Here is a 26,470-nt window from a genome sequence, read left to right as displayed (position 1 = left end):
GCGGCGCCCCGGCGCTGCGCGGCATGGCGCCGCTGCTGCCCGAGGTGCGCTTCTGCCCGACCGGCGGCCTGAAGGCCGAGAACGTCCGCGAGATCCTGTCGCTGCCCAACGTCTTCGCGCTGGGCGGCACGTGGCTCACTCCGGCCGACGCGGTCAAGGAGCGCCGCTGGGGTGAGATCGAACGGCTAGCGCGCGAAGCGGCGGCGCTGGCCGCGTAGGCCCCCTCCCCATCCCTCCCCCGCTTCGCGGGAGAGGGGGCTGCCGACCAAGCGGCGGAGTTCCCTCTCCCGCGCAAGCGGGGGAGGGTTAGGGAGGGGGCTCCATCTCCTCATACTCCTCCGCCGTCTTCGCCAGCGGCGCGCCGTCCGGCACGAAGCGCAGCGAGATCGAGTTGATGCAGTAGCGCATGCCGGTCGGCGGCGGCCCGTCGGGGAAGACGTGCCCCTGATGGCTGCCGCAGCGGCCGCACAGCGTCTCCACCCGCACCATGCCGTAGCTGGTGTCGCGCTGCAGCGCCACGTGCCCCTCTTCGTAGGGCGCGGTGAAGCTCGGCCAGCCGGTGCCGGATTCGAACTTGGTGCCGGCGCGGAACAGCGGCAGGCCGCAGAGCCGGCAGCAGTAGGTCCCCGGCTCCTTGTTGCCGAGCAACCCGCCGCAGAACGGCGCCTCGGTGCCGTGGCGGAGCAGCACCTCGCGCTCCTCGTCGGTCAGGCGGGATTCCAGGCGCCGGCGCAGATCCGGCGACGGCGGGGTGAGGTCGAAGCCCGAGGGAGAGGTCGTCATCGGCGGAGATTCCTTGCTGCCACGCCCTGGATCTAGGGCATGCCGTCGGCTTCGCCAGCCTTCAGCAGCTCAAGGAAGCGCTCCAGCACCAGATTGGGCTGCGCGCCCGTCTTGGTGACGGCGTGGAACTCCAGGCTGTAGCGGTGCGTGTCCGGCAGCAGCGTGCGCATCGCGCCGCGCTCGACCCACTGCCGGGCGTAGTGGGTGGGCAGGAAGCCGACGTAGCAGCCGGTGATGATCAGGAACGCCACGCCCTCGCGATCCGTGGCGGTGGCCGTGGTGTTCAGCGTCTGCTGCAGGTCCGCCGCCTCCGGCGGCTGCTGCGCCCGGGTCGGCGCGATGGCGTCGGCCGCCTCGACGGCGGCGCGGGTCACCTCCCCCTCCGGCGCGTCGAACAGCGGGTGTCCCCGGCCGCAGTACAGCCGCGATTCCTCGCGGTACAGCGGGAAGCCCGCCAGCCCCGGCAAGGCGCGCCGCGCCGGCACCACGCCGACGTGCAGCCGGCCGTCCAGGACGCCGCGCTCCACCTCGTTGGGCGGGATCATGCGGATGTTCACCCGCACCTCCGGCCCGGCCCGCTTCAGCGCGCGCAGCGCGTTGGTGACGCGCATCTGCGGCAGCGTCACGAGGTTGTCGGTGATGCCGATGTTGAGTTCGCCGCGCAGCCGCCCGTGCGCCGCGTTGATCTCGCTGCGGAAGCTCTCCAGCCCGGCGAGCAGGCGCAGTGTGGCCTCGTAGGCCAGCCGGCCGTCGTCGGTCAGCAGGAACCCCGCCCGGCCGCGCCGGCACAGCCGCAAGCCCAACCGCTTTTCCAGGTCGGCCATGTGCAGGCTGATGGCGGCGCGGCTGATGTTCAGCTCGACCTCGGCGGCGGAGAAGCCCCCGCACTCCACCACCGTGCGAAAGACGCGCAGAAGCCGGACGTCGGTGTCGTTGACCGCCGCCAGCGCGCGGGCCGGTTTGCTCATGATTGTCATTCCAACGTCCGATGCCTCCACCAATCTCGTCATCCCCGCGAAGGCGGGGATCCATACGTTCCACAACCGCGTGCTTTGGCAGTCATGGATCCCGCCTTCGCGGGGATGACGGAGAAAAGGTGCGATGCATTAGGTAAGCACTTGCTTACGTGAAGTTTGAACAGTCCGGATTTAACCGCATCCAAGCGCCGGTGCACACTCCTCTTTTCGAAGGTTGGGAGGGCGGACGGATGGCACCCTGGGACAGCAAGACGGTGACGGACCGAGCGGCGGGGCTGACGGCGGAGGAACTGGAGTCCCATTGGATGCCCTTCACCGCGAACCGCGAGTTCAAGGGCAACCCGCGCATGATCGTGCGCGGCGAGGGCGCCTGGTACTGGGACGCCGAGGGCCGCAAAATCTACGACAGCCTGTCCGGCCTGTGGTGCTGCGGCGCCGGCCATTCACGGCGCGAGATCGCGGAGGCGGTCGCCCGCCAAATGACCGAGCTGGACTACAGCCCGGCCTTCCAGTTCGGCCACCCCCTGGCCTTCAAGCTGGCGCACAAGCTCGCGTCCATGACGCCGGCCGGGCTCGACCACGTGTTCTTCGTCAACTCCGGCTCGGAGGCGACGGATACGTCGCTGAAGATGGCGCGCGCCTACTGGCGTCTGAAGGGCCAACCGGCCAAGACCAAGCTGATCGGCCGCGCCAAGGGCTATCACGGCGTCAATTTCGGCGGCATCAGTCTGGGCGGCATCGGCGCCAACCGCAAGCTGTTCGGCCAGGGCGTCGACGCCGACCATCTGCCGCACACGGTGCTGCCGCAGAACGCCTTCACCCGGGGGATGCCCGACGAGGGCGCCGAGCTGGCCGACGCGCTGGAGGAGCTGGTGGCGCTGCACGACGCCTCCAACATCGCCGCGGTGATCGTCGAGCCGCTGGCCGGCTCGGCCGGCGTGCTGCCGCCGCCCAAGGGCTATCTGCAACGCCTGCGCGCGCTGTGCGACAAGCACAACATCCTGCTGATCTTCGACGAGGTGATCACCGGCTTCGGCCGCATGGGCGCGCGGTTCGGCGCCGACGCCTTCGGCGTGGTGCCGGACATCATGAACGTCGCCAAGGGCCTGACCAACGGCGCGGTGCCGATGGGCGCGGTGGTCGCCAGCCGCGACATCTATAAGACCTTCATGGACAACGGCGGGCCGGAGTACATGGTGGAGTTCCCGCACGGCTACACCTACTCCGCCCACCCCGTCGCCTGCGCCGCCGGCCTCGCCGCGCTGGAACTGTTCGAGCGCGAGAAGCTGTGGGAGAAGGCCGCCGCCCTCGCCCCGCATTTCGAGAACGCCCTGCACGGCCTGAAGGGCCTGAAGCACGTCGCCGACATCCGCAACTACGGCCTCGCCGGCGCGGTGACCATCGCCGCGCTGCCCGGCGAGCCGGCGCGCCGGCCGTACGAGATCGCCATGAAGTGCTGGAAGGCCGGGTTCTACGTCCGCTACGGCGGCGACACGCTGCAGTTCGGCCCGCACTTCATAGCCGAGCCGGCGGAGCTGGACGCGCTGATGAACGCCGTCGCCGACGCCATCCAGGCGACCGCCTGACACCACGACGCGACGCAAAGGCCCGGCCTCTCGGCCGGGCCTTTCCTGTTGACGGGAGCCGATCCCCGGTGTGCGGTGTTGAGCGCTGCATCCGCCGCTTGAGGGAGCCTTTCGCGTGAGCACCGGGTTGATCGCACTGCTTGACGACGTCGCCGGACTGGCGAAGGTCGCCGCCGCCTCGCTGGACGACACCGCCGCGCACGTTTCCAAGGCCGGGATCAAGGCGGCGGGAATCGTGGTGGACGACACCGCCGTGACCCCGCGCTACGTGGTGGGCTTCACCGCCGACCGCGAGCTGCCGATCATCGCCAAGATCACCGTCGGCTCGCTGAAGAACAAGCTGCTGTACCTGTTGCCGGCGGCGCTGCTGCTCAGCCTGTTCGCGCCCTGGGCGATCACGCCGCTGCTGATGGCCGGCGGCGCCTTCCTCTGCTACGAGGGGGCGGAGAAGGTCTACGAGGCGCTGTGGCCGCACGCCGAGCCGCATGGCTCCGGCGGCGCCCTGCCCGAGCCGAAGGCCGACGCCAAGCGGCTGGAGGACGAGAAGGTCAACGGCGCCATTCAGACCGACCTGATCCTGTCGGCCGAGATCATGGCGATCACCCTGTCGACGGTGGCCGCCGACACAAGCTCGTTCTGGGAGCAGGCGATCATCCTCGCCATCGTCGGCATCGGCATCACGCTGGTGGTCTACGGCACGGTGGCGCTGATCGTGAAGGCGGACGACGCCGGCGTGGCGCTGGCGCGCTACCCGATGACACGGCCCGTCGGCCGCGCCCTGGTCGTCGGCATGCCCTGGTTCCTCAAGGCGCTGAGCGTGGTCGGCACCGCGGCGATGCTGTGGGTCGGCGGCGGCATCATCATCCACGGGCTGGAGGCCTTCGGCCTGCCGATGATCGGCCACGCCATCCACGAGGTTGCCGCCGCTGCCGGCCACGCCGTGCCGGCGGCCGGCGGCGTGGTGGAGTGGTTCGCCTCGGCCGCCGGGTCGGGCGTCTTCGGGCTGGCGGTGGGCGCGCTGCTCATCCCGCTGGTGCACAACGTTGCGCAGCCGGTGCTGGCGAAGCTGCGGAGTTAATGCCCGCCGGGCAGCACGATCACCGTGCGCCGCGGCAGCGTCGTGCGCGAGAACAGGGCGCTGGGCGACGAGCGCATCTCCACCGTGTAGGTCGGCCGCATCATGTCGAGGAAGCGGGCGAGGCGCTGCTCGCTGAACCAGTGCATGGGGATGACCACCGCCGGGCCGATCTGGCCGATGACCCGCTGCATGACCTCCTGCGCAATGGTGAAGGAGCCGTCGACCGGCACCATCAGCACGTCGATCATCCCCAGTTCCTTCAGGTGCAGGTCCGTCAGGTCGTGGTGCAGGTGGCCGAGGTGGGCGATGCACAGGCCCGCCGCCTCGAACACGAAGATGGAGTTGCCGGCCACCCGCGTGCCGGCGAAGTCGCGCACATTGGTCGGCACGTTGCGCACGCGCAGATCCTTCACCTCGATGTCGTGCTGCGCCATGCCGCCGCCGGGATCCCAGCCGCGCAGCACATAGCGCACGTTGGGGTCGGGAAAGTCGGTGTAGTGGGTGACGTGCGCGTTGTTCATGGTGACCACGTCCGGGGTCGCCGGCGGGCGGAACAGGTCGTTGTAGTCGGTCACCGCGCTGACGCCGCCCGGCGTCTCGATCAGGAAGCTGGCGTGGCCGAGGAAGCTGACCCGCACCGTCCCGGCCGACGGCGCCTGCGCCACGCGCAGGCTCGCCAGCTCGAGTCCGGAGCGCGGCAGGCCCGCGACCGGCAGGCAATCGGCGAGAGCCGGCGCGCCGAACAGCAGGAGCAGCAGAACCGACAGGACCTTGGCCATGAAGGGCACCTCCGCAGTTCGGACAGCCGCGGACAGTGATCTAAGCGCGCAAAGCGTCCGGTCGAGGGGCCGCGGCGGTTGACCCCGGCGCCCCGCGACCCGATTTTGTGGGCGTGCGACAAGGAGAGTACCGCGTGACCATCCAACTGACGACGCTGAGCAACGGCTTCCGCATCCTGACCGACCACCTGCCCCACCTGGGCACCATCACCAGCGGCCTGTGGGTCGGCGTCGGCGCCCGCAACGAGCGGCCGGAGATCAACGGCATCTCCCATTTCCTGGAGCACATGATCTTCAAGGGCACAGGGAGCCGCGACGCGCTGGCCATCGCGCTGGAGATCGAGAACCGCGGCGGCGAGTTCAACGCCTACACCGACTACGACGTCACCGCCTACTACACCCAGATGGCGGCCAAGCACGTCCAGGTGTCGTGCGAGATCATCGGCGACATCGTGCTGAACTCCACCTTCCCGCAGGACGAGGTGGAGAAGGAGCGCGGCGTAGTGATCCAGGAGATCGGTCGCTACGCCGACGAGCCGGAGGACGTCGCCTACGAGGCGCTGCGCCGCACCGCGTTCGAGGGGCAGGCGCTCGGCCGGCCGATCCTGGGCCCGCGCGAGAACGTCGCCGGCTTCGGGCGCGAGCACCTGTTCGACTACGTCGCCCGCTACGATCCCCGGCGCATGGTCTACGTGGTGTCGGGCAACGTCGACCACGACACGGTGGTGCGCCGGATCGGGGCGATGTTCGGCCACCTCCGGGCCACGGACGAGCCGTTCCACGAGCCGGTCGCCAGCCGCGGCGGCGCCGCGCTGCTGAAGCGCGACGCCGAGCAGGTGCACTTCATGGCCGCCTTCCCCGGCGTCGGCACCGAGGATCCGGGCAGCTACGCACTGCGCCACCTCGCCAACATCCTGGGCGGCGGCATGACCTCGCGCCTGTTCCAGGAGATCCGCGAGAAGCGCGGGCTGGTCTACTCGGTCTACGCCTCGCCGCTGCAGTACGTGGACGGCGGAGCGCTGAGCTTCTACGCCGGCACCGGCCCGGAGGAGGCGGAGGAACTGGTCCCCGTCTTCTTCGAGGAGCTGCGCAAGGTCCGCGACGGGGTCACCGCGGCGGAGCTGGGGCGCTCGAAGGAGCAGCTGCGCTTCTCGGTCGGCAAGTCGCTGGAGTCGACCATGCGGCGCGCCGACCGGTTCGCCCGCACCCTGCTGCGCACCGGCGAGGTCCGCAGCATCGAGCAGATCTTCGCGCGCATCGACGCGGTGACGCCGGACGACGTGGCGGCCATGGCCAGCCGGGTCTTCTCCGGGCCGATGGCGGTGTCCGCGGTCGGCGTTCTCGACCGGCTGCCGCCGTACGAGGCCATGCAAGGGATGCTGGAGGCGGCATGACGCCCGACGCGCAACCGCCCGCCGAGGCCGAGGGCGAGGCCTCGGACGAGCTCGGCAAAACCGAATACCACGTCAACTACCGCGGCCCCACCTACCTGAACGACGTCTGGTACCTGTGCGGGGCCTTCGACAGCCTCGCCGAGGCGCGCGCGTGCTTCGCCGCGCGCCTCACCGCCGACCTCACGGCCGGCAACCAGGTCGGCTGCGAATGGCGGCTGGTCGGCGTGCGCGACGCGGTGATCGTCGAGGTGCACGACCATGTCCGCCTCGCCGCCAAGGGTCCGCCGACGGTGCTGGAGGATCGGCGCTGAGACAAAGCGCGCGTATGGCGGGTGACTGTCGAGTTTCGGGTGGCGGCATGGTATGACTTGACCCGGTACTTTCGGAATAGCTCCAACCCATGCCCTCCTTCCTCGCCCGGCGCCTGCGGTTGAACAGCCTGCGCATGCACCTCGCCGCCCTGGTGCTGGCGGCGCTCGCGCTGCCCTTCGCCGCGGCGGTCTGGTACGTGGAGCGGAGCATCGATGCCAGGGTCCGCGAGGCCAAGGATCTGGCGCGCGAACTGACGCACGGCGGCGTCCGGAAGCAGGAGGAGGTCATCCGGGACGCCCGGAGCCTGCTCGCGGTGCTGGCCATGGTCCCGGCGATCAACGGCGCCGAGGACGACGTCGACGAATGCGTCAGCATTTCGAAGACGATGCCGAAGCTGCACCCCTGGTCGACCGGCGTCTGGGCGACCGACCTGGACGGCCGGATCATCTGCGACACCAGCGGCCCCGGCAACGGCATCAGCCTCGGCGACCGCCCCTACTTCCGCCGCGCCGTCGAGACCGGCGACTTCGTGGTCAGCGACTACATCGTCGGCAAGCGCTCGGGCAAGGCGGTCATCATCGCCGCCCAGCCCTTCACCGCGCCCAACGGGGCGCGCCGGGTGCTGGGCGTGTCCATCGATCTTGTCTGGCTGAGCGACGTGCTGCGGCGCGTGAAGCATCCCGAGGCGCGCGTCGCGCTGCTGGACAGCGCCGGCACCATCCTGGCCCGCCATCCGGATCCGGAGGGATGGGCGGGACGGAACATCGGCACCTGGCCGACGGTTCAGGCCCTCCTGACGGGGGACGACGGTCTGGTCGAAGGGAACAGCGCCGACGGCGTGCGCCGCATCTGGAGCGCCCAGAAGATCGCCGGCACCGACGCGCGCCTGATGGTCGGCCTGCCGCTGGACCCGATCCTCGCCGAGGGGCGGCAGGATCTGGTGCGCAGCCTGGCGCTGCTCGGCGTCGCCGCGCTGGCCGCCTTCGGCATGGCGTGGGCGGTGGCGCACTTCTCCGTGCTGCGCTGGATGAGCCGGCTGGGCCGCGCCGCCGAACGGATCGGCGCCGGCGACGCCGACGTGCCGCTCGACGTCGGGCCGGCCCCGGACGAGATCGGCTCGCTCGCCCGCTCGATGCGGCGGATGTCGGAGCAGCTGGCCGAGCGCGAGCGCGACCTGCGCCTGTCCAAGGAGCAGGCGGAGGCGGCGACCCGCGCCAAGTCCGACTTCCTGGCGGCGATGAGCCACGAGATCCGCACGCCGCTCAACGGCGTCATCGGCTTCGCCGACCTGCTGCTCGACGGCCCGCTCAACGAGGAGCAGCGCCGCTACGTCACCCTGCAGCGCGAGGCCGGGCGCGGCCTGCTGGCGATCATCAACGACATCCTCGACCAGTCGAAGATGGAGGCCGGGCAGGTCAAGCTGGAGGAGCGCGGCTTCGACCTCGGCCGCATGCTCAGCGACTGCCGCGACCTGATGTCGAACGCGGCGTCGGGCAAGGGCCTGCTGCTGCACATGGTGCTGGCCGATGACCTGCCGCGCCTCGTGCGCGGCGACGAGGCGCGCATCCGGCAGGTGCTGCTGAACCTGCTGGGCAACGCCATCAAGTTCACGGCGGAGGGCAGCGTGCGGCTCTCCGCCAGCGTCGCGGTGCCGGACGCGGAGCGCCCGATCCTGCGCTTCGCGGTCGCCGACACCGGCCCCGGTGTCACGGAGGAGGACCAGCCGCGGCTGTTCCAGCGTTTCAGCCAGGGCGGCCGGGTCAGCATGCGGCGCTACGGCGGCACCGGCCTCGGGCTGGTGATCAGCAAGCAGCTGACCGAGATGATGGGGGGCCGCATCGGCTTCGAGAGCCAGCCGGGCCGGGGCAGCAGCTTCTGGTTCGAGCTGCCGCTCGCCCGCGAGACCGCCATGGTCGAGGACCGCAAGGCCGCCGGCCTCTCCGGCATCGTGCCGGCCGGACGCCCGACGCGCATCCTGCTGGCCGAAGACGTGCCGATGAACCAGATCGTCACCTCCTCCCTGCTGAAGAAGGCCGGACACACGGTGGAGATCGTCGAGGACGGCGCCGCGGCGCTGGCCGCGCTGCGCGACGGCGACTACGACCTCGTGCTGATGGACCTGCAGATGCCGGTGATGGACGGGCTGGAGGCGGCGGCGGCGATCCGCCGGCTGCCGGACGGGAAGGCCGCGGTCCCGATCATCGCGCTGACCGCCAATGCCCTGTCGGAGCAGCTGCGCGCCTGCCTCGACGCCGGCATGAACGACCACGTCACCAAGCCGGTCGACCCGGCGACGCTGCTCGCCACCATCCATCGCTGGACCGGCGGCAACCGCTCCGTCAAGGCCCCGCCGGCGGTCGAGGAGGCGCCGGTTCTCAGGCGTGCCGCGCTGCGCGCGCTGGCCGAGGGCATCGGCGAGGCCGCGCTGCCCGGCTTCGTCCGCGATACCATGGACGAAGTCGACCGGCGCGTCGCCCGGCTCGCCGACACCGGGAACCGCGCCCAGGTCGCCTTCGAGGCGCACACGCTGGTCTCGCTGGCCGGCAACATCGGCTTGGCCGCGCTGTCGGCGCGTTGCCGCCTGCTGCAACGCGCGGCGCAGAGCCCCGACGCCGACCTGGACCCACCGGTGCGCGCCGTGCACGAGGCCCTGGCCGAAGCACGCGCCGCGCTGGAAGGCGTGGCCGCCTGACGCGTTACGGCGCGCCCATGCAGTTCTGCACGATGCTGCCGCAGTCCGGCAGGCTGGCGCCGGCCGGGTAGTTGACCTGCCGCACCACGTCGTTCTGCAGGACGAAGGTCGCCTCGCAATAGCCCCCGGACCCGCCGCCGAACAGCGGAAACCCCAGCCCCAGGCCGAGCCCGACGTTGCCGCTGCCGCCGCCGATGCCGATGCCGGCCGACGGCCCGCCGCCGTAGCCCGAGCCGTGGACGTAGGTGTAGTACTCGCGCCCCTCGGCCGCCGCCTGCCGCGCCGGAACGCCGGCGCAGGACAGCAGCCGGCTCTTCGGCATGCCGACCAGCCCGGTCTGCGCCTGCTGCGCCATCTGCGTCCGCGTCCCGTCGGCGCAGCCGGCCAGCATCACCACGCCGGCCAGCGCCGCGCCCGCCGCCAATGCCTTGCCCATACTCCCTCCGATAGACATCCATCCTGGAGAACCCCGGCGGGGGCGCCGGGTTCCCGCCACTTTGCCGTGGCCGGGCTGTTGACGGTTGTGGGGCATCACGCCCCGGGGAGGACTTCCATGCGAACCGACCTCATCGCCGCCACCGCGGCGCTCGCCCTCATCGCCGGCGGCGCCCAGGCCCAGACCAACACCGCCCAGCCCGACACCGCCCAGCCCGACGCCGCCCGGACGGACGCGACGACCGCGCCGGCCAGCCCGGCCGTGGGCGAGACCAGCCAGAGCTTCGGCGTCCTGCATCCCGAGAACTTCCTGGAGAAGAGCGTCATGACCACCGACGGTCAGATGGCCGGCACGGTGGAGGACGTGTTGCTTGGCCCGGACGGGCAGCCGCTGCGGCTGATCGTCTCCACCGGATCCGGCGGCAAGGACGTGTCCATCGAGCTGTCGCGGGTCGAGGTGCGCTCGGACAGCGACGCGCTGTTCGTCTCCGGCCTGACGCGCGAGGAGGTGCAGACGCTGCCCGCCTTCGAGGGCGACGCCGCCATGACCTCGCTGAACGCCACGCGGCCGAAATGAGGCCGGGGCCGGCATGAGGATGGGAAAGTGAGGGCGGCTGTGGGGTGGCTCACATCGGGCCGAAGGCTGGCGGCTTAGGGTCCGGCCATCCGCAACGCACCGGGGCCGCGCGCCTCGGACCCGAGCCAAGGAGAACCTCATGATCCGCACCCCGCTGCTCGCCGGCTTCGCGACCCTCGCCCTGCTGTCGGCTCCGGCCATGGCGCAGAACATCAACCAGGGCAGGGCCCCCGCCCTGACGCCGCGCGCGATGCCGATGGCGCCCGGCTTCGGCGGCTTGGCCAGCACCAACGTCAGCAACGCCACCAACCTCGCCGCCGGCATCGGCAACTCGGCGCAGCAGCGGGTGACCGGGGTGCAGGGCGGCGGGCCGGGGTCGCTGGTCAGCACCAACGTCGGGACCGCCACCAACGTGGCCGCGGGGATCGGCAACAGCGCCGGGCAGAGCGTCGGCGGCATCCAGGGCAACGGCGTGCGCGTCGGCCTGAACTTCACCGGCCGCGGCCCGCTGGTCAGCACCGACGTGCTGGTCGGCACCAACGTCGCCGCCGGCATCGGCAACAGCGCCGGGCAGGGAATCCTGGCCAAGCAGCGCTGATCCCGACGCACCCAATCACGGCCGGCATCGCGGGAGCGGTGCCGGCCGATTCCGTTCGGGTGGAACACGTGACCACTCCCCTGCTCCGCAGGCCACGGGGTGCTGGGGAGGGAGCGCCGGCGCTCCGGGGAACCATCCCGATCGGCTTCGGTTCATCACCTGCACATGCTGCAGAGCACAACGAGCTGCGCTGCGCAGTCCTGATCGTTCCAAGCCGAAAGCCGTTGGAGGCCGATGTGAGCCGAGTTCACCCCCCCTCCTCCGAGGTCGCCACGTCGGTGAAGCGATCCCGTACGCTGCCAGGGGCCGGAACCCTGCTGGCCGCCTCCGCAGCAGCCTTGGCGGCGGCAGCCGTCGTCAACACCTACCGGGCGCGCAAGGCCGAACGCGAGCACCCGCCGGGCGGGCGGTTCGTCACGGCGGGTGGCGTGCGGCTCCATTACTTCGAAGCGGGCGAGGGGCCGCCGGTCGTCCTCATCCACGGCAATGCCGTGGTCGCCGAGGACTTCCTGATCAGCGGCGTGTTCGACCGCGTCGCGGTGCGCCACCGCGTCATCGCCTTCGACCGGCCGGGATACGGATACAGCGAGCGACCGCGTGGTTCCTCGTGGACGGCGGCCCAGCAGGCCGATCTCCTGTGGGAGGTGTGCCGGCGCCTCGGCATCGAGCACCCGGTGGTCGCCGGCCATTCCTGGGGCACGCTGGTCGCTCTGGAGATGGCGCTGAGGCAGCCCGATGGGGTGAAAGGCTTGGTCCTGCTGGCGGGCTATTACGCCGCCACGCTGCGGTATGACGTCTCGTTGGCCGTCCCGTCGGCGATCCCCCTGGTCGGTGATGTCCTGCGGTACACGCTCTCCCCCCTCGTCGGAACCGCGCTGCTGCCGCTGGACTACAAGGCGGTGTTCGCCCCGCGCCCCGTGCCGGCGTCCTTCCTGCGGCGCTTCCCCGGCGAACTCCTGGTTCGCCCGTCGCAGATCAGGGCGGAGTCGCAGGACGGCGTCACGATGATGCAGGCCGCGCGGGCGCTGCGGGATCGGCTGCCCCACCTGCACCAGCCCGTGGTCATCATGACCGGAACCGAGGACCGCATCGTCGATCACGAGAGCCATTCGGTCTGGCTCCACCGGCGGCTCCCCAACAGCGAGCTCCATGTGCTCCCGGGCGTGGGGCACATGGTCCATTACGCGGCGCCCGGACGGGTGGCCGAGGCCATCGAGACGGTGGCGGCCGTGGGGTCGGGCGCCAAGCCTGCCCAGCACGCGGCACCGGCATGACGGCGGACGGCGCCCGCGACCGCCGGATGCCGACGGGGCGGGCGGCGTTGCGCGCTCAGCAGCGCCACTGGCCCTCCAGGCTGTAGCCCCGGCCATAGGCCATGCGCAGGGGCAGCGTCTCGCCGCAGACCTCCCGAATCTTGGATCGAAGCCGCCGGACCAGGGAGTCGAGATTGCGCAGGGACCAGCCCGGCAGCCGCTCCATGCCGGCGGCGATCTGCTCGCGGGTCATTGGTTCGCCGCGCCGGTCGAGCAGGGTCAACAGGAATGCGTGCTCGCTGACGGTCAGCACGACCCGCGCGCCGCCCGGCGTTTGCAGCACCGGGCTGGCCGACGTCAAGGTCCAGGCCCCGTCGGAAGAGGCTGGGCCGGTGGGCGCCGGGCCCGGGTCCGCGGATCCGGCGGCGACGGGCGGCGCGGCGGACGCCGGTGCCTGCGGCAGGCGGCGCAGGACGCTGCGGATGGTGGCGTCGATCTCCAGCAGGTCGGCGTCCTTGACCAGATAGGCGTCAGCCCCGCTATCCAGCCCGGTGACACGGTCGGCGACGGTTCCCCGGCAGGTCAGCACGATGATGCCGATATCCAGCCCGGCCTGGCTGCGCAGGCGGCGCGCCAGGGTAAGCCCGTTGCCGTCCGGCAGGTTGACGTCCAGCAGCAGGACCTGGACATCCCGCGCGGCCAGCCGCGCGTGATGAGGAACTCCACCAGCGTGTCGCGCAGGAAAGCCTCGTCCTCCACCACCAGGATGGCCGGTGCGCCGTCCGCGTTCATACCCGTCTTCCCCTCGCTCATGGCTGGATGCCTCTCCCCAACCGGATGGTGACCGTGGTGCCTGCGCCCTGGCGGCTGTGCAGGACGATGGTGCCGTTCTGAAGCCCGATCAACTGCCGCGCCGTGCTCAGGCCCAGCCCGGTTCCCGGCGTGCCGGTGGCGTTGGTCGCCCGGAAGAAGCGCGAGCCGACCAGTTCCAGCTCCTCCGCCGGAACGCCGATGCCGTGGTCGGTGACGCTCAGCAGCAGGTCGGGCCCGTCCAGCCGCGCCTCCAGCTCGATGGTGCTGTCGGGCGGCGAGTACTTGCAGGCGTTGTCCAGGATGTTGTCGAGCACGATGGACAGCAGGCGCCCGTCCGCCTCGCAGACCAGGTCGTCGCCGGACAGGCGCAGGCGCGCCGTGCGGGGCGGTTCCCGCGCGTCGAGCAGCGCCAGCGCCCGCTTCAGCAGCGGCGCCACGGGCGTCGGCCGCATCTCCACCGGCAGCCGCCCGGCCTCCAGGGCGGCGTCGGCCAGGAAGCTGTCGACGACGCGGCGCAACCGCCGGACGGCATCGCGCACGGTGTCGAGCCGCTTGGCCGTGCGCTCGTCCTGGCCGGCGGCGGCCTCGACGTCGAACTGCAGCATCTGCGCGGCCCGGTCGATCATGGCCAGCGGGGTCTTGAACTCGTGCGCGGTGGTGGAGATCAGCTGACGCTGCTCCTGCATGCGGACACGCTCCAGCGCCAGCGACTCCTCCGCCTGGTTGCGCGCCGTAAGCAGCGCGAACTCCAGCTTGCGGCGGGTGGTGATGTCGTTGATGCCGACCATCAGCGCATCCTCGCCCTTGAAGGCGATGCGCGCCGCCGACAGCGCCCCCCACAGGGGCGCGGCATGGCCGGTCAGGATGCGGGTTTCCAGGTCCTGCACGATTTCCTGTATCCGCAGCGCCCCGTCCAGCCGGGACAGGTCGGACGCCGGCAGCAGGCGGTCGAGCGACAACTGCCCCAGAATCTCCGCCACCGGCCGGCCCAGCAGGGCGGCGGCGCGCTCGTTGGCGAAGACGATGGCGCCGCGGGCCGGGATGGCGACCAGCAGCGGGACCGGCGCGGCGGTGATCAGCGTCTCGAACAGGGCCTCGCTCTTCTGCAGGGCCTGTTCGGTCCGCCGCCGCCCGACCTCCGCCTCCGACAGGGCGGCGCTGGCCTCGGCCAGCGCGCGGGACTGGACGGCGATGCGGGTTTCCAGTTCGCGCTCGTGGCGCAGGGCGGCGTCCAGGGCGGTCTGCTTGGCCTCCAGCGTGACGCGCGCGTCCATGTTCAGACGGTCGAGCAGACCGACGGCGAGGATCACCGCGTTCAGCAGCGAGGCGATGACGTAGACGTGGTCGGCCAGCAGCCCCGGCTCGATCAGCCCGGCGTTGCGCAGGGTGACCACGACGAGACCGAAGGGATGGGCGGTGAAGGCGAGCGCGTACAGCCACGCCGGACGGAACCCCCGCATCGCCAGACGCGCCGACAGCCCCACCGCCAGCAGGCCGAGCAGCACGCCCACCCAGTTCACCAGCAGCGCGACCTGCGGAAAGTAGCCGGCCAGCGTCGCCAGCAGGCATCCCACCCCCACCCAGGTCGCCAGCGCGTAGAAGCGCGCGAACCAGGGGTGGTTGCGCCGCAGATAGAGGAGGCGCGAGATGAAGACGCTGCCCACCGGCAGCGCGACGACGATCGACGTCTCCACCACCCAGGTCGGAATCCATCCCCCGGCGGGGAACAGGAACTCGCGCGCGTAGCCGAAGATGGCGAAGAACGAGATGCCGTTGGACGCCATCCAGCCGCAGTAGGAGGCGTACAGGACGTCGCGCAGCCGGGTGTAGTAGATGATGTTCAGGGTGATGATCAGGTAGATCGCCAGGATACCGCCGGCGAACAGGGCGTGCCCGGCGGCGGCGTGGGCGAAACGCTCGGGCGGGTAGAAGACCGGCTCCGCCGACAGCGTGCTGGCGCTGCGCAGGCGCAGGTAGAGCGTCGTCTCCTGCCCGCCGGCCAGGGCCAGCGGGAACACCGGCAGCCGGTAGGGCACGGCGGCCTCCGCCAGGGGCCGGGTGTCGCCGCCCTCGTGCAGCCGCCAGCCGCCCTGCCCGTCCGGGACGAAGAGCGCCACGGAATCGACGAAGGGCTGGGCGGCGGCCAGCCACCACGTGGCGGTGATCGCCGGCCGCACCGTCAGCCGGACCCAGGCGGTGGCGCTGGTGTAGCCCGCCCGGACGTTGCCGGCCACCGGCACGAAGGCGTCGCGCCAGCGCTCGCCGGCCACCTCGTCGATGTCCAGCCGGCCGGTCGGGTCGATCAGCACCGACAGGTGGTCGGCGGCGGCCACGGGATCGTTTCCCAACGCAAGGACACGGTCGGCGCGCGCCGGGGTTCCGGCGAGCAGCAGGACGGTCGCCAGCACCAGAACCATCCACCATCGGAGACGGACCCGGCAGCCGTCGGTCATTGGAACCCTTGGCGCTCCGGTTCGCGCCCGCACCGGCAGCGGGGAAGCTGACACCATTCGTTTCCGCTTCGGACTATTCCCAACTCTCACGATCCGCAAAGTCGTGTCAGCTTCCCGTCAGAATTCGGTCATATTCTTGGACCGTGATAGAATTCGTAATAATACCATGCCGAATTTTGTTCGGTGACGGAATAATATCCACACTTATTGCCTTTTCAACGTAACGGCGTGCTTGAATGTATCGCGCCGCCGCCCCCGCGCCCGCCCTTCGCCTCCAGCGGCGGTTGCGTCAGGGCCGGCGCAGGAAGACGGTGTTGACGGCGTCGGCGTAGCACGCCTCGTACCCGCGCTCGCCGATGTGGCGGCGCACGGCGGCGTGCCGGTCGGCCACGCCCGGCACCCCCTGGTACGCCGGGTTGCGGTCGTGCAGTTCGACGATGAGCATCCGCGGGCGCCAGACCTCCAGGTCGAAGCCGTCGAACACGGCGTCCTCGCCGCCTTCCACATCGACCACCAGCAGCTCGAACCCCGGGGCGAGCCGGTGCTCGCGCAGCACCGCGTCCAGCGGTCGCACGGGCACGGTCAGCCGCTTGCCGCTGAACACCCCCGTGTCCCAGCCGCGCATCCGGTACAACGCCATCTGCTCACCGGACAGCGTCGACAGCGCGTCGCCGACCGACAGCACGGCCTCGCCGGCCTCGGCGCCGGCGGCGCAGGCGACCACCCGGACATCGGGGTTGTGGCGGTGCCGCCGGGCGCAGGCCGCCGCGAAGGCCGGCACCGGCTCGATGTACAGCCCGCGCCAGCCGATGTCGGCCAGGAACACGGTGTTGCTGTACGTCTCGCCGTCGAAGGCCCCGACCTCCACGAAGGTGCCGTCTCCGCGCTCGCCGAACACGCGGCGGTAGATCCCGTCCAGGTCGGGAATCTGGCAGGACGGCGGCGGCGTGTAGAACGGTGACGCCCGCTGCGGTGGAACCGGCGGCGTGGCCGTGGCGGCGGGCCGGGGGAGAGGCGGCGGTTCCGCCCCCTCTTCCGGCCGCCCGGCGCACCAGCCCCGCCAGACCCGGCGCAGGGCGTCCTCCAGGCCGCGCACGAACGCGGCGGGGTTGCCCAGCGTCGAGTTGGCGAACCGCGCCCGCATCCCGGCGCGCAGGTCCGGCAGGTCCATCCGCCCGGCCAGCGCGCAGGCCAGCCGCACGTAGCCCTCCACGTCGCCAGCGACCAGCTCGGGCAGGCCGAGCTGCTCCAGCAGGCTCGCCGACATGCGCGACGCCGGGCGGTCGCCGCGCACCGCAACCACCGGCACGCCCATCCACAGCGCCTCGCAGGTGGTCGTCGTGCCGTTGTAGGGGAAGGCGTCCAGCGCGATGTCGACGCGGTTGTAGAGCCCGAGGTGGGCGCGGGTGGTGCCGACCCGGCCGCGCAGGTCCACCCGATCCGCCGCCACCCCGGCGACCGCCAGCATGGCGCGGACCCGGTCCCGCACGGCGGCGTCGGCGAACTGCTGCGCCTTGAGCAGCAGGCGCGACCGCGGAATCCGGCGCAGGATCTCCCCCCACGCGGCGATGGTCTCGGGAGACAGCTTCGGCACGTCGTGGAAGGCGCCGAACGTCACGTGGCCGGCCTCCAGCATCGGCGGCGGGACCAGATCGGGAGCGTCGTCGGGCGGGCGGTAGCAGTGGAACCCGCCCGGCAGGCGCACCGGCTCCTCGCTGGCGAAACGCTCGCCCGCCGGGCAGGCCACGGCGTCGGTGATCTTGCCGGCGATCTCCGTCAGCCCCGTGCTCTCCGGATAGCCGAGCCAGGTGAGCTGCACCGGAGCCGGCTTGAGGGCGAACAGGTCCAGCCGGTTGCCGGCGGTGTGACCGGACAGGTCGATCAGGATGTCGATGCCGTCCTCGCGCACGAGCTGCGCCGCCGCCGCGCCGTCCAGGCCGCGGATCGGTCGCCACAGGTCGGCCGACGCCTGCAGGCGGCCGGTGGTGGCGTCGCGGTGCGGCGAGTTGTCGTAGCACACCACCTCGATGCGTCCGCGGTCGTGGGCGGCGAGCACCGGCTCGAGGAAATAGGCGACGGAATGGGTGCGGAAGTCGGCCGACACGTAGCCGACGCGCAGGCGCTTGTCCGGATCGGCGCGGTTGGTGTGGGCGGCGGCAGCGGCGCCGGCGCCGTGGCGCGCGCCCCAGGCGCGGTGCTCCGCGTCGAGGTCGGCGCGCGGAATCCCCGGCGACTGGCAGAGCGCCAGCAGCAGGTTGCTGCGCGCCTCCATCAGGTCGGGAGCCATGGCGAGGCACCAGCGGTCGGCCTCCACCGCCTCGGCCAGCCGCCCGCAGTCGACCAGCACCGCGCCGAGGCTGAGGGTCGCCTGCGGAAAATCGCGACGCAGCCCCAGGGCGCGTTCCTGGCACAGCACGGCCTCGGTCGGGCGGGCCAGGATCTTCAGCAGCGCGCCGCGGGCCTGATGGGCCTCGGCATGGTTGGGATCGAGCCGGGTTATGGTGTGGAAGACATCCTCGGCCTCCACCCAACGCCCGAGGTCCGACAGCGTGATGCCCAGGGCGAAGGCGGCCGGCAGATATTGCGGATGGCGGGCCAGCACCTGACGCAGCAACGCCTCCGCCTCACCCAGGCGGCCCTGGAGGGCGCGGGTCCGGGCGAGTTCGACCGCCAGGTCGGGCGCGGCGTCCGCCCGGGCGGCGAGCGCCGCCAGGATGGCCTCCGCCTCGCGCACGCGGCCCGCCGCGCGCAGGGCGAGGCCGAGGTTGTGCCGGATGTCGGTTCGGTCGGGCTCGGTCCGCAGGGCGGCCTCGTACGCGGCGACGGCGGCGTCGGGACGGCCCGCCATCTGCCGGGCGTTGCCCAGTGTCAACAAGGCTTCCGGATGGCCGGGCACGCACTGCAGCGCGCGTTCGAGCACCGCCTCCGCCTCGCCCCAGCGTCCGCCCTCCGCAAGGGCACGCCCGAAGTTCATCAGGACGTCGCCCCGGCCCGGCGCCAGCGCCAGGGCGCGGCGCAGGCACGCCAGCCCCGGCCCCGCCGCCCCGTCCAGAAGGTAGGCCAGGGCCAGCAGGTGCCACGCCTCCGCCTCCTCGGGCGCGGTGCCGAGCACGCGGCGGCATTCCTCCGCCGCCTGCGCCCGCGCACCGGCTTGGTGTGCCCGCAGGGCGGCGGCGAGGCCGGCGGCCACGACGGGGTCGGCCGGGGGGCGGGGCTGGTTCGGCGGCGTCATGGCAGGACCGTGCTCAGAAGGCGGCGGTGAGGCCGATGTGCGGCCGGGTGCCGCGCTTGTCCTCGCCCGGCGCCTTGGTCAGCGCCCAGCCGTAGTCGAAGCGCAGCGACAGGTACGGTGCCAGCGCATAGCGCAGCCCGACGCCGGCGCCGGACAGCCGCGCCGAACGCGGGACGCCGTTGCCGGCGTTGCGGTTCCACGCAGCGCCGTAGTCCCAGAACGCCAGCACCTGCGCCGCATCCTCCTGGCCCAGCACGCCGAACTCCGGCGAACGCAGCTCGTTGGAGATCAGCACGCCCTGGTCGCCGTTGACCACGCGCTCGTCGTAGCCGCGCACGCTGGTGCCGCCGCCGAAGCCCAGCTGTTCAGTCGCCAGCAGCGGCCGGTCGGCCATCTGCCCCTGCACCCGCACCGACCACGACAGCCCCTCCGGCAGCCGCGTCAGGCGCTCCAGCGTCAGCCGCCCGTAGTGGTAGCGCGCCTCCGCCCCGCTGCGCTGCAGCTGGAACGCGGTCGAGCTGTTCTTGTCGTCGAAGCCGCCGGGGCTGACGAACAGGGAGAGCCCCGCCGCCGTGCTGCCCCACGCGTCGGGCCGCACCGCGCTGTAGCCGAGCATCCACTGCGCCACGTCGGCCGCGGAGCGCGCCACCGAGGTGCCGCCGAAGGCGAGGTCGCTGTTGGTCCGCTTCCAGTCGAAGCCGCCCTGCACCTCGTGCTCCAGCCCCCACAGCGCCGGCAGCGGCACGCCGTAGCGCACCGAGGCCTGCGAGGAGCGGCCGAGCTGGGTGAAGGAATCCTCCAGGTCCGGCCGCGTCTCGGAATAGCTGCCGAACACGGTCAGCGTGTGCCGCCAGGGCAGCGGCGCGAAGTAGCTGCCGGAATGGCTGGCCGAGCGCGCCCGCTCCAGGCCCTTCAGGCCGTCGCGCCATGCCCCGGGGCTCGCGGTGAACTGGTAGGAGAGCTGGTGGTCGAGCCAGAAGGCGTTGCCCCAGTTCACGCCGACGAAGCTGCGCCCGCGCTCGGTCGACGCGGTGCCGGTGTTCTCGTAGCCGCCGAACGCACGCAGCGGCAGCCGGTCGGCGACGCGCAGCCCGATGTCGCTGCGCCCGGCCTGCTCGGAGCGCTCGTAGACCAGATCGACGCGCCGGAACGGGTTGCGGTTGAGCCAGTTGACGTCGGCCAGCAGGTCGCTGGCGAGGATTCGGTCGCCCGGCCGGGTGCGCACCTGCGACAGCAGCAGGCCGTCGGAGAACCAGCGGTTGCCTTCGGTGCGCACGGTGCCGGCGCGGAACTCCAGCGCCAGGATCTGCACGGTGCCGGCGGAGACGTCCTGCTCGGGAATGACGATGTCTACCAGCGGGTGGTCGTGCTCGCGGAAATAGACCACGGCCAGCCGGCTGATCTCGTTCAGCCGGTCGAGGGTGACCGGCTGGCCGAGGAACGGCGCGAGCAGCGCGCGGAAGTCGTCGCGGTCGAGCACGTCGACGCGGCCGCTGTCGATGCCCGCGGACGCCACCCCGTCCCGACGCAACTGACCGGCGTCGGGCAGGAAGACCACCCCCTTGAGGGCGGGCAGCAGCACCGTCCCGCCACCGGGAGTCGGGGCGGGGACCGGCGGCGCCGGCAGGCTCCCGGCCGGCGGGTTGGCCGGCGGCTCCTTCGGCGCGATGCGCTCGAAGTCCTGGGCGACGGCCGGCATGGCCAGCGCGGTGAGCAGGGCGGCGGGCGCGACGGCGCGCCGCAGGCGGGAAGTCAGGTTCATGGTCAGGCTCATGGTCGGGCTCACGATCCGGCGCCCTGGCGGCGCGGAGAGGAGCCGTCGGCGGCGGTGTCCGGGCTGGCGGCGGAGGAGCCGCCACCGACGAGGTTCACGCTGGCGCCGTCGTCGCTGCGGAAGGTGTTGAAGCTGGAGGCTGCGGCCAGCGGCGCACCGGCAGCGGTGCCCGCGCCGCCGTCCACCGGCGCGGTGCCCGAGGGAGCGCCGACCGTATAGGTCGCAGGCTGGCTGTAGACGATGGAGAAGCCACCGGCGTTCACCGACGTCTCCATGCGCGCGCCGGGTGCGGCGGACTGGCCGCCACCCTGGGTCGCGCCGGGCGCGCCGGAGGGCTGCACGGTGACGATGGCGCCGCCGGACAGCGCGGAACCGGCAGCCGGGCGGGCCGGTGCGGCGGCGGCGGGCAGAACCGGGGCGCTGCCGGCGGACAGCGCGGCGGAGCCGGACGAGCCGGTGAGCGTCGCCGTGCCGCCGATCACCGGCGGCGGCAGCACCGGGACGGTGACCGAAGGCGACACCGGAGGCGTGACCGGCGGGGTCACGGGCGGAGTCACTGGCGGCTCGACCGGCGGGGTCACCGGAGGCGTCACCGGAGGCGTGACCGGGGGTGTCACCGGCGGCTCGACCGGCGGAGTCACCGGGGGCGTCACCGGCGGTTCGACCGGCGGGGTCACCGGAGGCGTGACCGGCGGTTCGACCGGCGTCGTGGGGGTGGTCGGCGTGGTCGGCGTGGTCGGCGTCGTGGGGGTGGTCGGTGTCGTGGGCGTCGTCGGCTCGGCGTCGGCATAGATGATCCGGCTGCCGCTCCCGGTCACCAGGGTTGGGTAGAGGGTGGCGTAGGTCTTGCCGTGGATCGCGTCGGCGGTCAGGCCGCCGAGCGTGGTGGTGGCGCTGTCGGCGGAATAGACCAGGAAGCGGCCGGAGGCGGCGCTGAGCGCGCCGCTGCCCGCGGTGTTGGCGAAGACGCCGTTGTCGGCGGCGAGCACCAGCGCGTCGCCGAAGCCCGTGGCGGTGATGGTGCCGTTGACGACGACGCCGCTGCCGGCGCTGAGGCCCTGGTTGTGCACCTGGACGTAGCCGGCGGTGACGGTGTCCAGGGTGATGGCGCCGGAGCCCGTGTTGGTCTTGCCGGTGCCGGGGGTGATCCTGGCGGTGAGGACGCCGGCGCCGAGGTTCAGCGTGGTCCCGGCGGCCATGGTGATCACCGCGTTGCCGGGGTCGCGCTGGGCATCGACCACCCCGTTGGCCAGCGTCTCGTTGGCGATCAGGGTGAGGTTGCCGCCGTCGGTGGTGATGCCGGCGTTGAGCAGGATCGAACGCCCCGCCTGCAGCGTCAGCGCGCCGCCGTTGCCGGCGGGGTTATCGACGGTGACGGCGCTGTCCACGGTGATGTCGTTGCTGGCCTGCAGCGTCACCGCCGTGCCGGTGTTCAGCACCCGCGTCAGGAACGACGGCGCGATGCCCATCGACTGGCCGGACGCCATGGCGAAGGTCAGGTCCGACGGGTTGGTCAGGCCGACGGCCAGGGATCCGGTCGAGAGCGGCGAGGGTTCTGAGCCGGCGTAGAAGCGATCCCCCTGCACGGCCCTGACCGACAGCCACTGGCTGCTCTGGGTTCCGACGAGGCTGTTGGCGGAGGAGACCGCGCCCGTGACGCCGGTGGTGCCGTTGCCCCACGTCACCGCACCCGCTTGGGATACGGTGCCGTTCGCCCAGTAATTGCTGGCGACGACGTAGTTGCCGCTGGCCGTGACCGTTACGCTGGTCCCCACCACGTCGTGGGCGGCGGTTCCGACGAGGCTGTTGGCGGAGGAGACCGCGCCCGAGACGCCGGTGGTGCCATTGCCCCACGTCACCGCGCCCGCCCTGTTCGCCGTGCCGTTGCTCCAGGAGCCGGAACTGGTGACGTAGTTGCCGTTGCTCAGAGCCGTCACGTTCTCCCCCACCCGGTCCTCGGCGGAGGTGCCGACAAGACTGTTCGAGGAAGAAATCGCCCCGGTCAGCATGGCGCTGCCGTCGGCCCATGTCGCCGCACCCGCCAACATCGCCGTGCCGTTGTTCCAGAAGGGGCTTTGGATGACGTAGTTGCCGTTGTTCAGGACCGTCACGCCAGAGCTGCCCAGCTTGTCGTTGGCGGCGGTGCCGACGAGGCTGTTGGCGGAGGAGATCGCGCCCGTGACGCCGACGGAGCCGTTGCCCCACGTCACCGCACCCGCGTTGACCGAGGTTCCGTTGTCCCAGAGGCTGCTGACGACGACGTAGTTGCCGTTGCTCAGGGCCTTCACCGCGTTCTCGCCCATCGGAGTGATGCCCGTGAAGTCCTGGACGGACGTCCCGACAAGGCTGTTGGTGGAGGAGACCAGGCCCGCGACGCCGGTGGTGCCGTTGCCCCACGTGGCCGCGCCCGCCGAGGTCACGGTGCCGTTCCTCCAGTTGTGGCTGTTGACGACGTAGTTGCCGTTGGTCAGCACCGTCACGCCGCCGCCGCCCACCTGATCCAGCGAGGAACTCCCGACGAGGCTGTTGGCGGCGGACACCGCGCCCGTGAGGCTGGTGGTGCCGTTGCCCCACGTCACCGCGCCCGACTTGGCCACGCCGCTGTTGCTCCAGAGGCTGCTGACGACGACGTAGTTGCCGTTGTTGCCCAGCGCGGTGACGCCGTCGGAACCCACCTGATCGTTGGTGGCGGTGCCGACGAGGCTGATGGCCGAACTGACGATGCCCATGGTCATGGCGCTGCCGCTGCGCCACGTCACCGCGCCCACCTTGCTCGCCGCGCCGTTGTTCCAGTTGGGGCTGCTGACGACGTAGTTGCCGTTCTTCAGGGGCGTCACCCCCTTCAAGCCGACCTGATCGTTGGTGGAGGTGCCGACGAGGCTGTTGCCGGAATAGACGAGGCCGACGCTCCCGCTGGTGCCGTTGCCCCAGGTCACCGCGCCCGCCTGGGTCGCCGTGGAGGAATAGTTCCAGGCGTAGCTGTTGACGGCGTAGTTGCCGTTGCTCAGGGCCGTCACGCCCCCGATGCCGATCTGATCGTTCGTCGAGTACCCGACGAGGCTGTTGGACGCGGAGACCGCGCCGGTGATCCCGGTGCTGCCGTTGCCCCAGGTCGCCGCCCCGGCCTGGAGCGCCGTGCCCCTGTTCCAGGAGCTGCTGGCGACGACGTAGTTGCCGTTGGTCAGCGCCCAGATCCCGTCGGCGCCCACCCTGTCGTTGGCGGTGGTACCGACGAGGCTGTTGGTGCCGGACACCACACCGGCGATGCCCGTGCTGCCGTTGCCCCAGGTTACCGCACCCGCGGAGCCCTTCGTGCCGTTCTTCCAGTATTGGCTGCTGACGACGTAGTTGCCGTTGTTCAGCGCCGTCACGCCGCCGGAGCCCACCTGATCGTTCTCGGAGGTGCCGACGAGGCTGTTGGCGGCGGAAATCGCCCCGGCCACGCCAGTGCTGCCGCTGCCCCAGGTCACCGCGCCGAAGTTGCTCCAGCCGCTGCTGACCACGTAATTGCCGTTGGACAGGACCGTCACGCTGTTCGAACCGACGGTGTCGGCCGACTGGGTGCCCACCAGCGCCGAGATCAGCGCCCCGGTGGTGCCGTTGAACAGGTACACGGCGCCGCCGTCGTCGATGCCCGTCCCGCCATAGATGTCCGGGCTCTTCACCACCACGTTGCCGCCCGGCAGGGCGAACACCTCGCTGCCGAAGTTGTTGCCCGACGCCGGATCCGGGTCGAGGAGCTGGTACTGCGGGTACGCCGCCTGGTCGCTGATCGTGATGTTCTTCGGGTCGAGCAGCAGCGTGCCCCCCGCTCCCCGCGACGCCCCGGCGTCCGCCACGCCGGCGAAGTGCAGCGCGTCCTTCGACGACACCTCCACGAAGCCGCCATCGCCGCCCAGCGCCCCGCCGCGCGCCCAGATCGTGCCGGCGAACTCCGTCCGCTCGTCCGACCACACGATCACCCGGCCGCCAGCGCCGCTCCCTGTGGCGTCGGCCTTCAGCGTCGCCGCCGGGGTGACCAGCGTGCTGCGCGCCCGCGGCGCCTCGCCGCGGCCCTGGTAGTCGCCGCCCACCCGGATCGTCCCGCCGCCGGTCCCGCCCGAGGCGTCCACCGCCGCCCCGACCAACCGCACCTCGCCGGCGAACAGGTCCGCCGCGCCGCCGGCCGTGGCTCCCGTCGCGTCGACCGTGCCCGAGGCGTACAGCGTTCCCTCGGTCTGGATCACCACGCGGCCGCCGGCATCCCCCTTGCCCTTGGCCGAGGTCCTGGCGCGCGTCGTGTCGGTGTAGCCTCGCTTCGCGGTCACCGCCACCGTGCCGCCCCGCCCGCGCTCGCCGTCGGCCGAGACGCGGCCCTGGTTGAGCACCCGGTCGGCCGTCACCGTCACCGTACCGCCCGTCGTTCCGTCGGCCGACAGCGTGCCGGTGTGCAGCGCCGAGCCCCGCGTCGCGGAGACGTCGATGCGTCCGCCATTGCTGTCGGCGTCCGTCGCCGCCACCGTCCCTTCGGTGACGACGTGGCCACCGGTCCCGTCCTGCGGCGCCGCGGTCAGCCAGACCCGGCCGGCGCGCGTCGCCGAACCGGTGGCGCGGACCACGCCGCCGGTGTTGCCGGCCAGCGCGTAGACGTTGCCGCCCGCCGCCTTCAGCTCGGCCTGCGCCGCCTCGATCACGCCGGACGTCTCGGCCTTGCCGCCGGCGTTGCCGACCCGGACGAACACCCGCTCGCCACTGTTGCTGCCCTCGCTGAGCAGCACCTCGGTGCCCGACGCCAGCGCGGCCGTGCCGTTCGGCGCCTTGATCTCGCCGGCGTTCACCACCTCGCGCGCGATCAGCACGACGTCGCCGCCGGTGGAGGAGATCTTGCCCAGGTTCTTGACCGTGCCCTGGCTCTCGCCCTTGAACAGCAGGCTGCCGCCGGCCATGAAGTGCTCGTTGAGCACGTCGCGCGTCGAGGCGACGAAGCTGCCGCCGGTCACCACCACACCGGATTCGCCGACCACCACGCCCTGCGGGTTGACGAGGTAGAGCGTGCCCGTCGCCTTCAGCGTGCCCATGATCTGGCTGAGGCTGCCGCCGGTCACCCGGTTCAGCGTGGCGCCCGAGCCGTTGTTGACCTGGACCGTTCCGCCCTTGCCGATGGAGAAGTCCTGCCAAGTGACGACGCCGCGCGCCGTCGTCTGATTCACGGTCAGGGTCGAACCCGTCTGTGCAATGCTGCCCGATCCGGCGACGAAGGCGCCGCCGGTCGGCAGCGCCGGCTGGGCGTAGGCGCCCGCGCCGGGAATCAGGGTGACGGTGGACAGCAGCAGCACGCGCAGGCGGTTCTTGTGCGGCACGGATCGTCTCCAGGTAGACACAGATTTCCCAGCGCCACGCACGGCCGTGCGCAGCCCGACGGCGCGAGAGCCTCAGACCCGAGGTGGTATGACCGGATGGCGCGGAGGAACCATGAATAAATACGAAGGTAAGCGCAACTATAAACCTATGACGTATACTGTTATTGTCCGTGATAAATTCTGATACAATGCGTCAGTATAGTGTAATTCTGTCATTTGTACTTGATTATGGCGAGAATATGAGAATTCTCCTTGGATTCTGACATTCGATTTTGACTCGCCGTGCGGCTCGGGCGGCGGCAAGGGTTGGCCGGGTCGAGCCCCTGGCCGCCGCACAACAGGTCCCAGCGCCCCCTGACGCCAGCGCCAGAGCCCGCGCATCGGGTGCTCCAGCA

Annotated in this window: 17 protein-coding genes and 1 pseudogene; 9 read left to right on the top strand and 9 right to left on the bottom strand. The window is 71.7% G+C overall.

Going from position 1 to position 26,470, the window contains the following annotated elements:
* A pseudogene (locus ACRWK7_RS14570) lies at nucleotides 1-218 on the top strand (bifunctional 4-hydroxy-2-oxoglutarate aldolase/2-dehydro-3-deoxy-phosphogluconate aldolase); the annotation flags it as partial.
* Nucleotides 219-306: 88 nt separating this feature from the next.
* Here ACRWK7_RS14570 and msrB read toward each other — a convergent pair.
* Together msrB and ACRWK7_RS14560 are read right to left on the bottom strand one after the other, a co-directional pair.
* Nucleotides 307-783, bottom strand: a complete 477-nt coding sequence (gene msrB / locus ACRWK7_RS14565) for a peptide-methionine (R)-S-oxide reductase MsrB (protein WP_431856975.1) — start codon at nucleotides 781-783, stop codon at nucleotides 307-309.
* A 32-nt stretch (nucleotides 784-815) separates the two neighbouring features.
* Nucleotides 816-1,751: a LysR family transcriptional regulator gene (locus ACRWK7_RS14560; RefSeq protein ID WP_431856974.1), complete on the bottom strand. Its 936-nt coding sequence runs from the start codon at nucleotides 1,749-1,751 to the stop codon at nucleotides 816-818.
* A gap of 239 nt (nucleotides 1,752-1,990) precedes the next feature.
* Between ACRWK7_RS14560 and ACRWK7_RS14555 the strand changes: the two genes are divergently transcribed.
* On the top strand, nucleotides 1,991-3,346 hold the full coding sequence (locus ACRWK7_RS14555; protein WP_431856973.1) for an aspartate aminotransferase family protein: 1,356 nt from the start codon (nucleotides 1,991-1,993) through the stop codon (nucleotides 3,344-3,346).
* A gap of 115 nt (nucleotides 3,347-3,461) precedes the next feature.
* The gene (locus ACRWK7_RS14550) at nucleotides 3,462-4,424 is read left to right on the top strand and encodes a DUF808 domain-containing protein (RefSeq protein WP_431856972.1); all 963 of its coding nucleotides are present in this window, start codon (nucleotides 3,462-3,464) and stop codon (nucleotides 4,422-4,424) included.
* Here ACRWK7_RS14550 and ACRWK7_RS14545 read toward each other — a convergent pair.
* Nucleotides 4,421-5,203 (bottom strand): MBL fold metallo-hydrolase, encoded by a 783-nt coding sequence (locus ACRWK7_RS14545; protein ID WP_431856971.1) that lies wholly within the window; start codon nucleotides 5,201-5,203, stop codon nucleotides 4,421-4,423. The two genes, ACRWK7_RS14550 and ACRWK7_RS14545, sit on opposite strands and share 4 nt — an antisense overlap.
* Before the next feature lie 134 nt (nucleotides 5,204-5,337).
* On the opposite strand from ACRWK7_RS14545, the gene ACRWK7_RS14540 reads away from it, so the two are divergent.
* From ACRWK7_RS14540 to ACRWK7_RS14530, 3 genes are all read left to right on the top strand, one after another.
* Nucleotides 5,338-6,597, top strand: coding sequence for a M16 family metallopeptidase (locus ACRWK7_RS14540; RefSeq protein ID WP_431856970.1), 1,260 nt, complete (start codon nucleotides 5,338-5,340; stop codon nucleotides 6,595-6,597).
* The gene (locus ACRWK7_RS14535) at nucleotides 6,594-6,908 is read left to right on the top strand and encodes a hypothetical protein (RefSeq protein ID WP_431856969.1); all 315 of its coding nucleotides are present in this window, start codon (nucleotides 6,594-6,596) and stop codon (nucleotides 6,906-6,908) included. The genes ACRWK7_RS14540 and ACRWK7_RS14535 overlap by 4 nt, the downstream gene beginning before the upstream one ends.
* An 89-nt stretch (nucleotides 6,909-6,997) precedes the next feature.
* Nucleotides 6,998-9,601 carry an ATP-binding protein gene (locus ACRWK7_RS14530; protein WP_431856968.1) on the top strand — a complete coding sequence of 868 codons (2,604 nt, stop codon included), beginning with the start codon at nucleotides 6,998-7,000 and terminating at the stop codon, nucleotides 9,599-9,601.
* A 4-nt stretch (nucleotides 9,602-9,605) separates the two neighbouring features.
* Here the strand turns inward: ACRWK7_RS14530 and ACRWK7_RS14525 are convergent, their stop codons facing one another.
* Nucleotides 9,606-10,037: a hypothetical protein gene (locus ACRWK7_RS14525; RefSeq protein WP_431856967.1), complete on the bottom strand. Its 432-nt coding sequence runs from the start codon at nucleotides 10,035-10,037 to the stop codon at nucleotides 9,606-9,608.
* Between the two features lie 117 nt (nucleotides 10,038-10,154).
* On the opposite strand from ACRWK7_RS14525, the gene ACRWK7_RS14520 reads away from it, so the two are divergent.
* From ACRWK7_RS14520 to ACRWK7_RS14510, 3 genes are all read left to right on the top strand, one after another.
* The gene (locus ACRWK7_RS14520; protein WP_431856966.1) at nucleotides 10,155-10,613 is read left to right on the top strand and encodes a PRC-barrel domain-containing protein; all 459 of its coding nucleotides are present in this window, start codon (nucleotides 10,155-10,157) and stop codon (nucleotides 10,611-10,613) included.
* A 139-nt stretch (nucleotides 10,614-10,752) separates the two neighbouring features.
* Nucleotides 10,753-11,211 carry a hypothetical protein gene (locus ACRWK7_RS14515; RefSeq protein WP_431856965.1) on the top strand — a complete coding sequence of 153 codons (459 nt, stop codon included), beginning with the start codon at nucleotides 10,753-10,755 and terminating at the stop codon, nucleotides 11,209-11,211.
* Between the two features lie 236 nt (nucleotides 11,212-11,447).
* A complete protein-coding gene (locus tag ACRWK7_RS14510) occupies nucleotides 11,448-12,485 on the top strand; it encodes an alpha/beta fold hydrolase (RefSeq protein ID WP_431856964.1) in 1,038 nt (345 codons plus the stop codon).
* Nucleotides 12,486-12,540: 55 nt separating this feature from the next.
* Here ACRWK7_RS14510 and ACRWK7_RS14505 read toward each other — a convergent pair whose 3' ends face one another.
* From ACRWK7_RS14505 to ACRWK7_RS14485, 5 genes are all read right to left on the bottom strand, one after another.
* The gene (locus ACRWK7_RS14505; protein ID WP_431856976.1) at nucleotides 12,541-13,167 is read right to left on the bottom strand and encodes a response regulator transcription factor; all 627 of its coding nucleotides are present in this window, start codon (nucleotides 13,165-13,167) and stop codon (nucleotides 12,541-12,543) included.
* Nucleotides 13,168-13,273: 106 nt separating this feature from the next.
* Nucleotides 13,274-15,685 (bottom strand): 7TM-DISM domain-containing protein, encoded by a 2,412-nt coding sequence (locus tag ACRWK7_RS14500; protein WP_431856963.1) that lies wholly within the window; start codon nucleotides 15,683-15,685, stop codon nucleotides 13,274-13,276.
* A 334-nt stretch (nucleotides 15,686-16,019) separates the two neighbouring features.
* Complete coding sequence (locus tag ACRWK7_RS14495) at nucleotides 16,020-18,962, bottom strand: FkbM family methyltransferase (protein WP_431856962.1); 2,943 nt, start codon at nucleotides 18,960-18,962, stop codon at nucleotides 16,020-16,022.
* A gap of 13 nt (nucleotides 18,963-18,975) precedes the next feature.
* Complete coding sequence (locus ACRWK7_RS14490; RefSeq protein WP_431856961.1) at nucleotides 18,976-20,736, bottom strand: ShlB/FhaC/HecB family hemolysin secretion/activation protein; 1,761 nt, start codon at nucleotides 20,734-20,736, stop codon at nucleotides 18,976-18,978.
* Nucleotides 20,737-20,744: 8 nt separating this feature from the next.
* Nucleotides 20,745-26,075: a filamentous hemagglutinin N-terminal domain-containing protein gene (locus ACRWK7_RS14485; RefSeq protein ID WP_431856960.1), complete on the bottom strand. Its 5,331-nt coding sequence runs from the start codon at nucleotides 26,073-26,075 to the stop codon at nucleotides 20,745-20,747.
* Nucleotides 26,076-26,470 lie beyond the last annotated feature (395 nt).

Source organism: Azospirillum sp. (assembly GCF_050789165.1).
This window is presented reverse-complemented; position numbering and strand designations above follow the sequence as displayed.

What these genes read in the sequence shown, in the direction of transcription:
- msrB (WP_431856975.1), bottom strand. Translation starts at nt 783, where the DNA reads ATGACGACCTCTCCCTCGGGCTTCGACCTCACCCCGCCGTCGCCGGAT.
- ACRWK7_RS14560 (WP_431856974.1), bottom strand. Translation starts at nt 1,751, where the DNA reads ATGAGCAAACCGGCCCGCGCGCTGGCGGCGGTCAACGACACCGACGTC.
- ACRWK7_RS14555 (WP_431856973.1), top strand. Translation starts at nt 1,991, where the DNA reads ATGGCACCCTGGGACAGCAAGACGGTGACGGACCGAGCGGCGGGGCTG.
- ACRWK7_RS14545 (WP_431856971.1), bottom strand. Translation starts at nt 5,203, where the DNA reads ATGGCCAAGGTCCTGTCGGTTCTGCTGCTCCTGCTGTTCGGCGCGCCG.
- ACRWK7_RS14535 (WP_431856969.1), top strand. Translation starts at nt 6,594, where the DNA reads ATGACGCCCGACGCGCAACCGCCCGCCGAGGCCGAGGGCGAGGCCTCG.
- ACRWK7_RS14530 (WP_431856968.1), top strand. Translation starts at nt 6,998, where the DNA reads ATGCCCTCCTTCCTCGCCCGGCGCCTGCGGTTGAACAGCCTGCGCATG.
- ACRWK7_RS14525 (WP_431856967.1), bottom strand. Translation starts at nt 10,037, where the DNA reads ATGGGCAAGGCATTGGCGGCGGGCGCGGCGCTGGCCGGCGTGGTGATG.
- ACRWK7_RS14520 (WP_431856966.1), top strand. Translation starts at nt 10,155, where the DNA reads ATGCGAACCGACCTCATCGCCGCCACCGCGGCGCTCGCCCTCATCGCC.
- ACRWK7_RS14515 (WP_431856965.1), top strand. Translation starts at nt 10,753, where the DNA reads ATGATCCGCACCCCGCTGCTCGCCGGCTTCGCGACCCTCGCCCTGCTG.
- ACRWK7_RS14495 (WP_431856962.1), bottom strand. Translation starts at nt 18,962, where the DNA reads ATGACGCCGCCGAACCAGCCCCGCCCCCCGGCCGACCCCGTCGTGGCC.
- ACRWK7_RS14490 (WP_431856961.1), bottom strand. Translation starts at nt 20,736, where the DNA reads ATGAGCCTGACCATGAACCTGACTTCCCGCCTGCGGCGCGCCGTCGCG.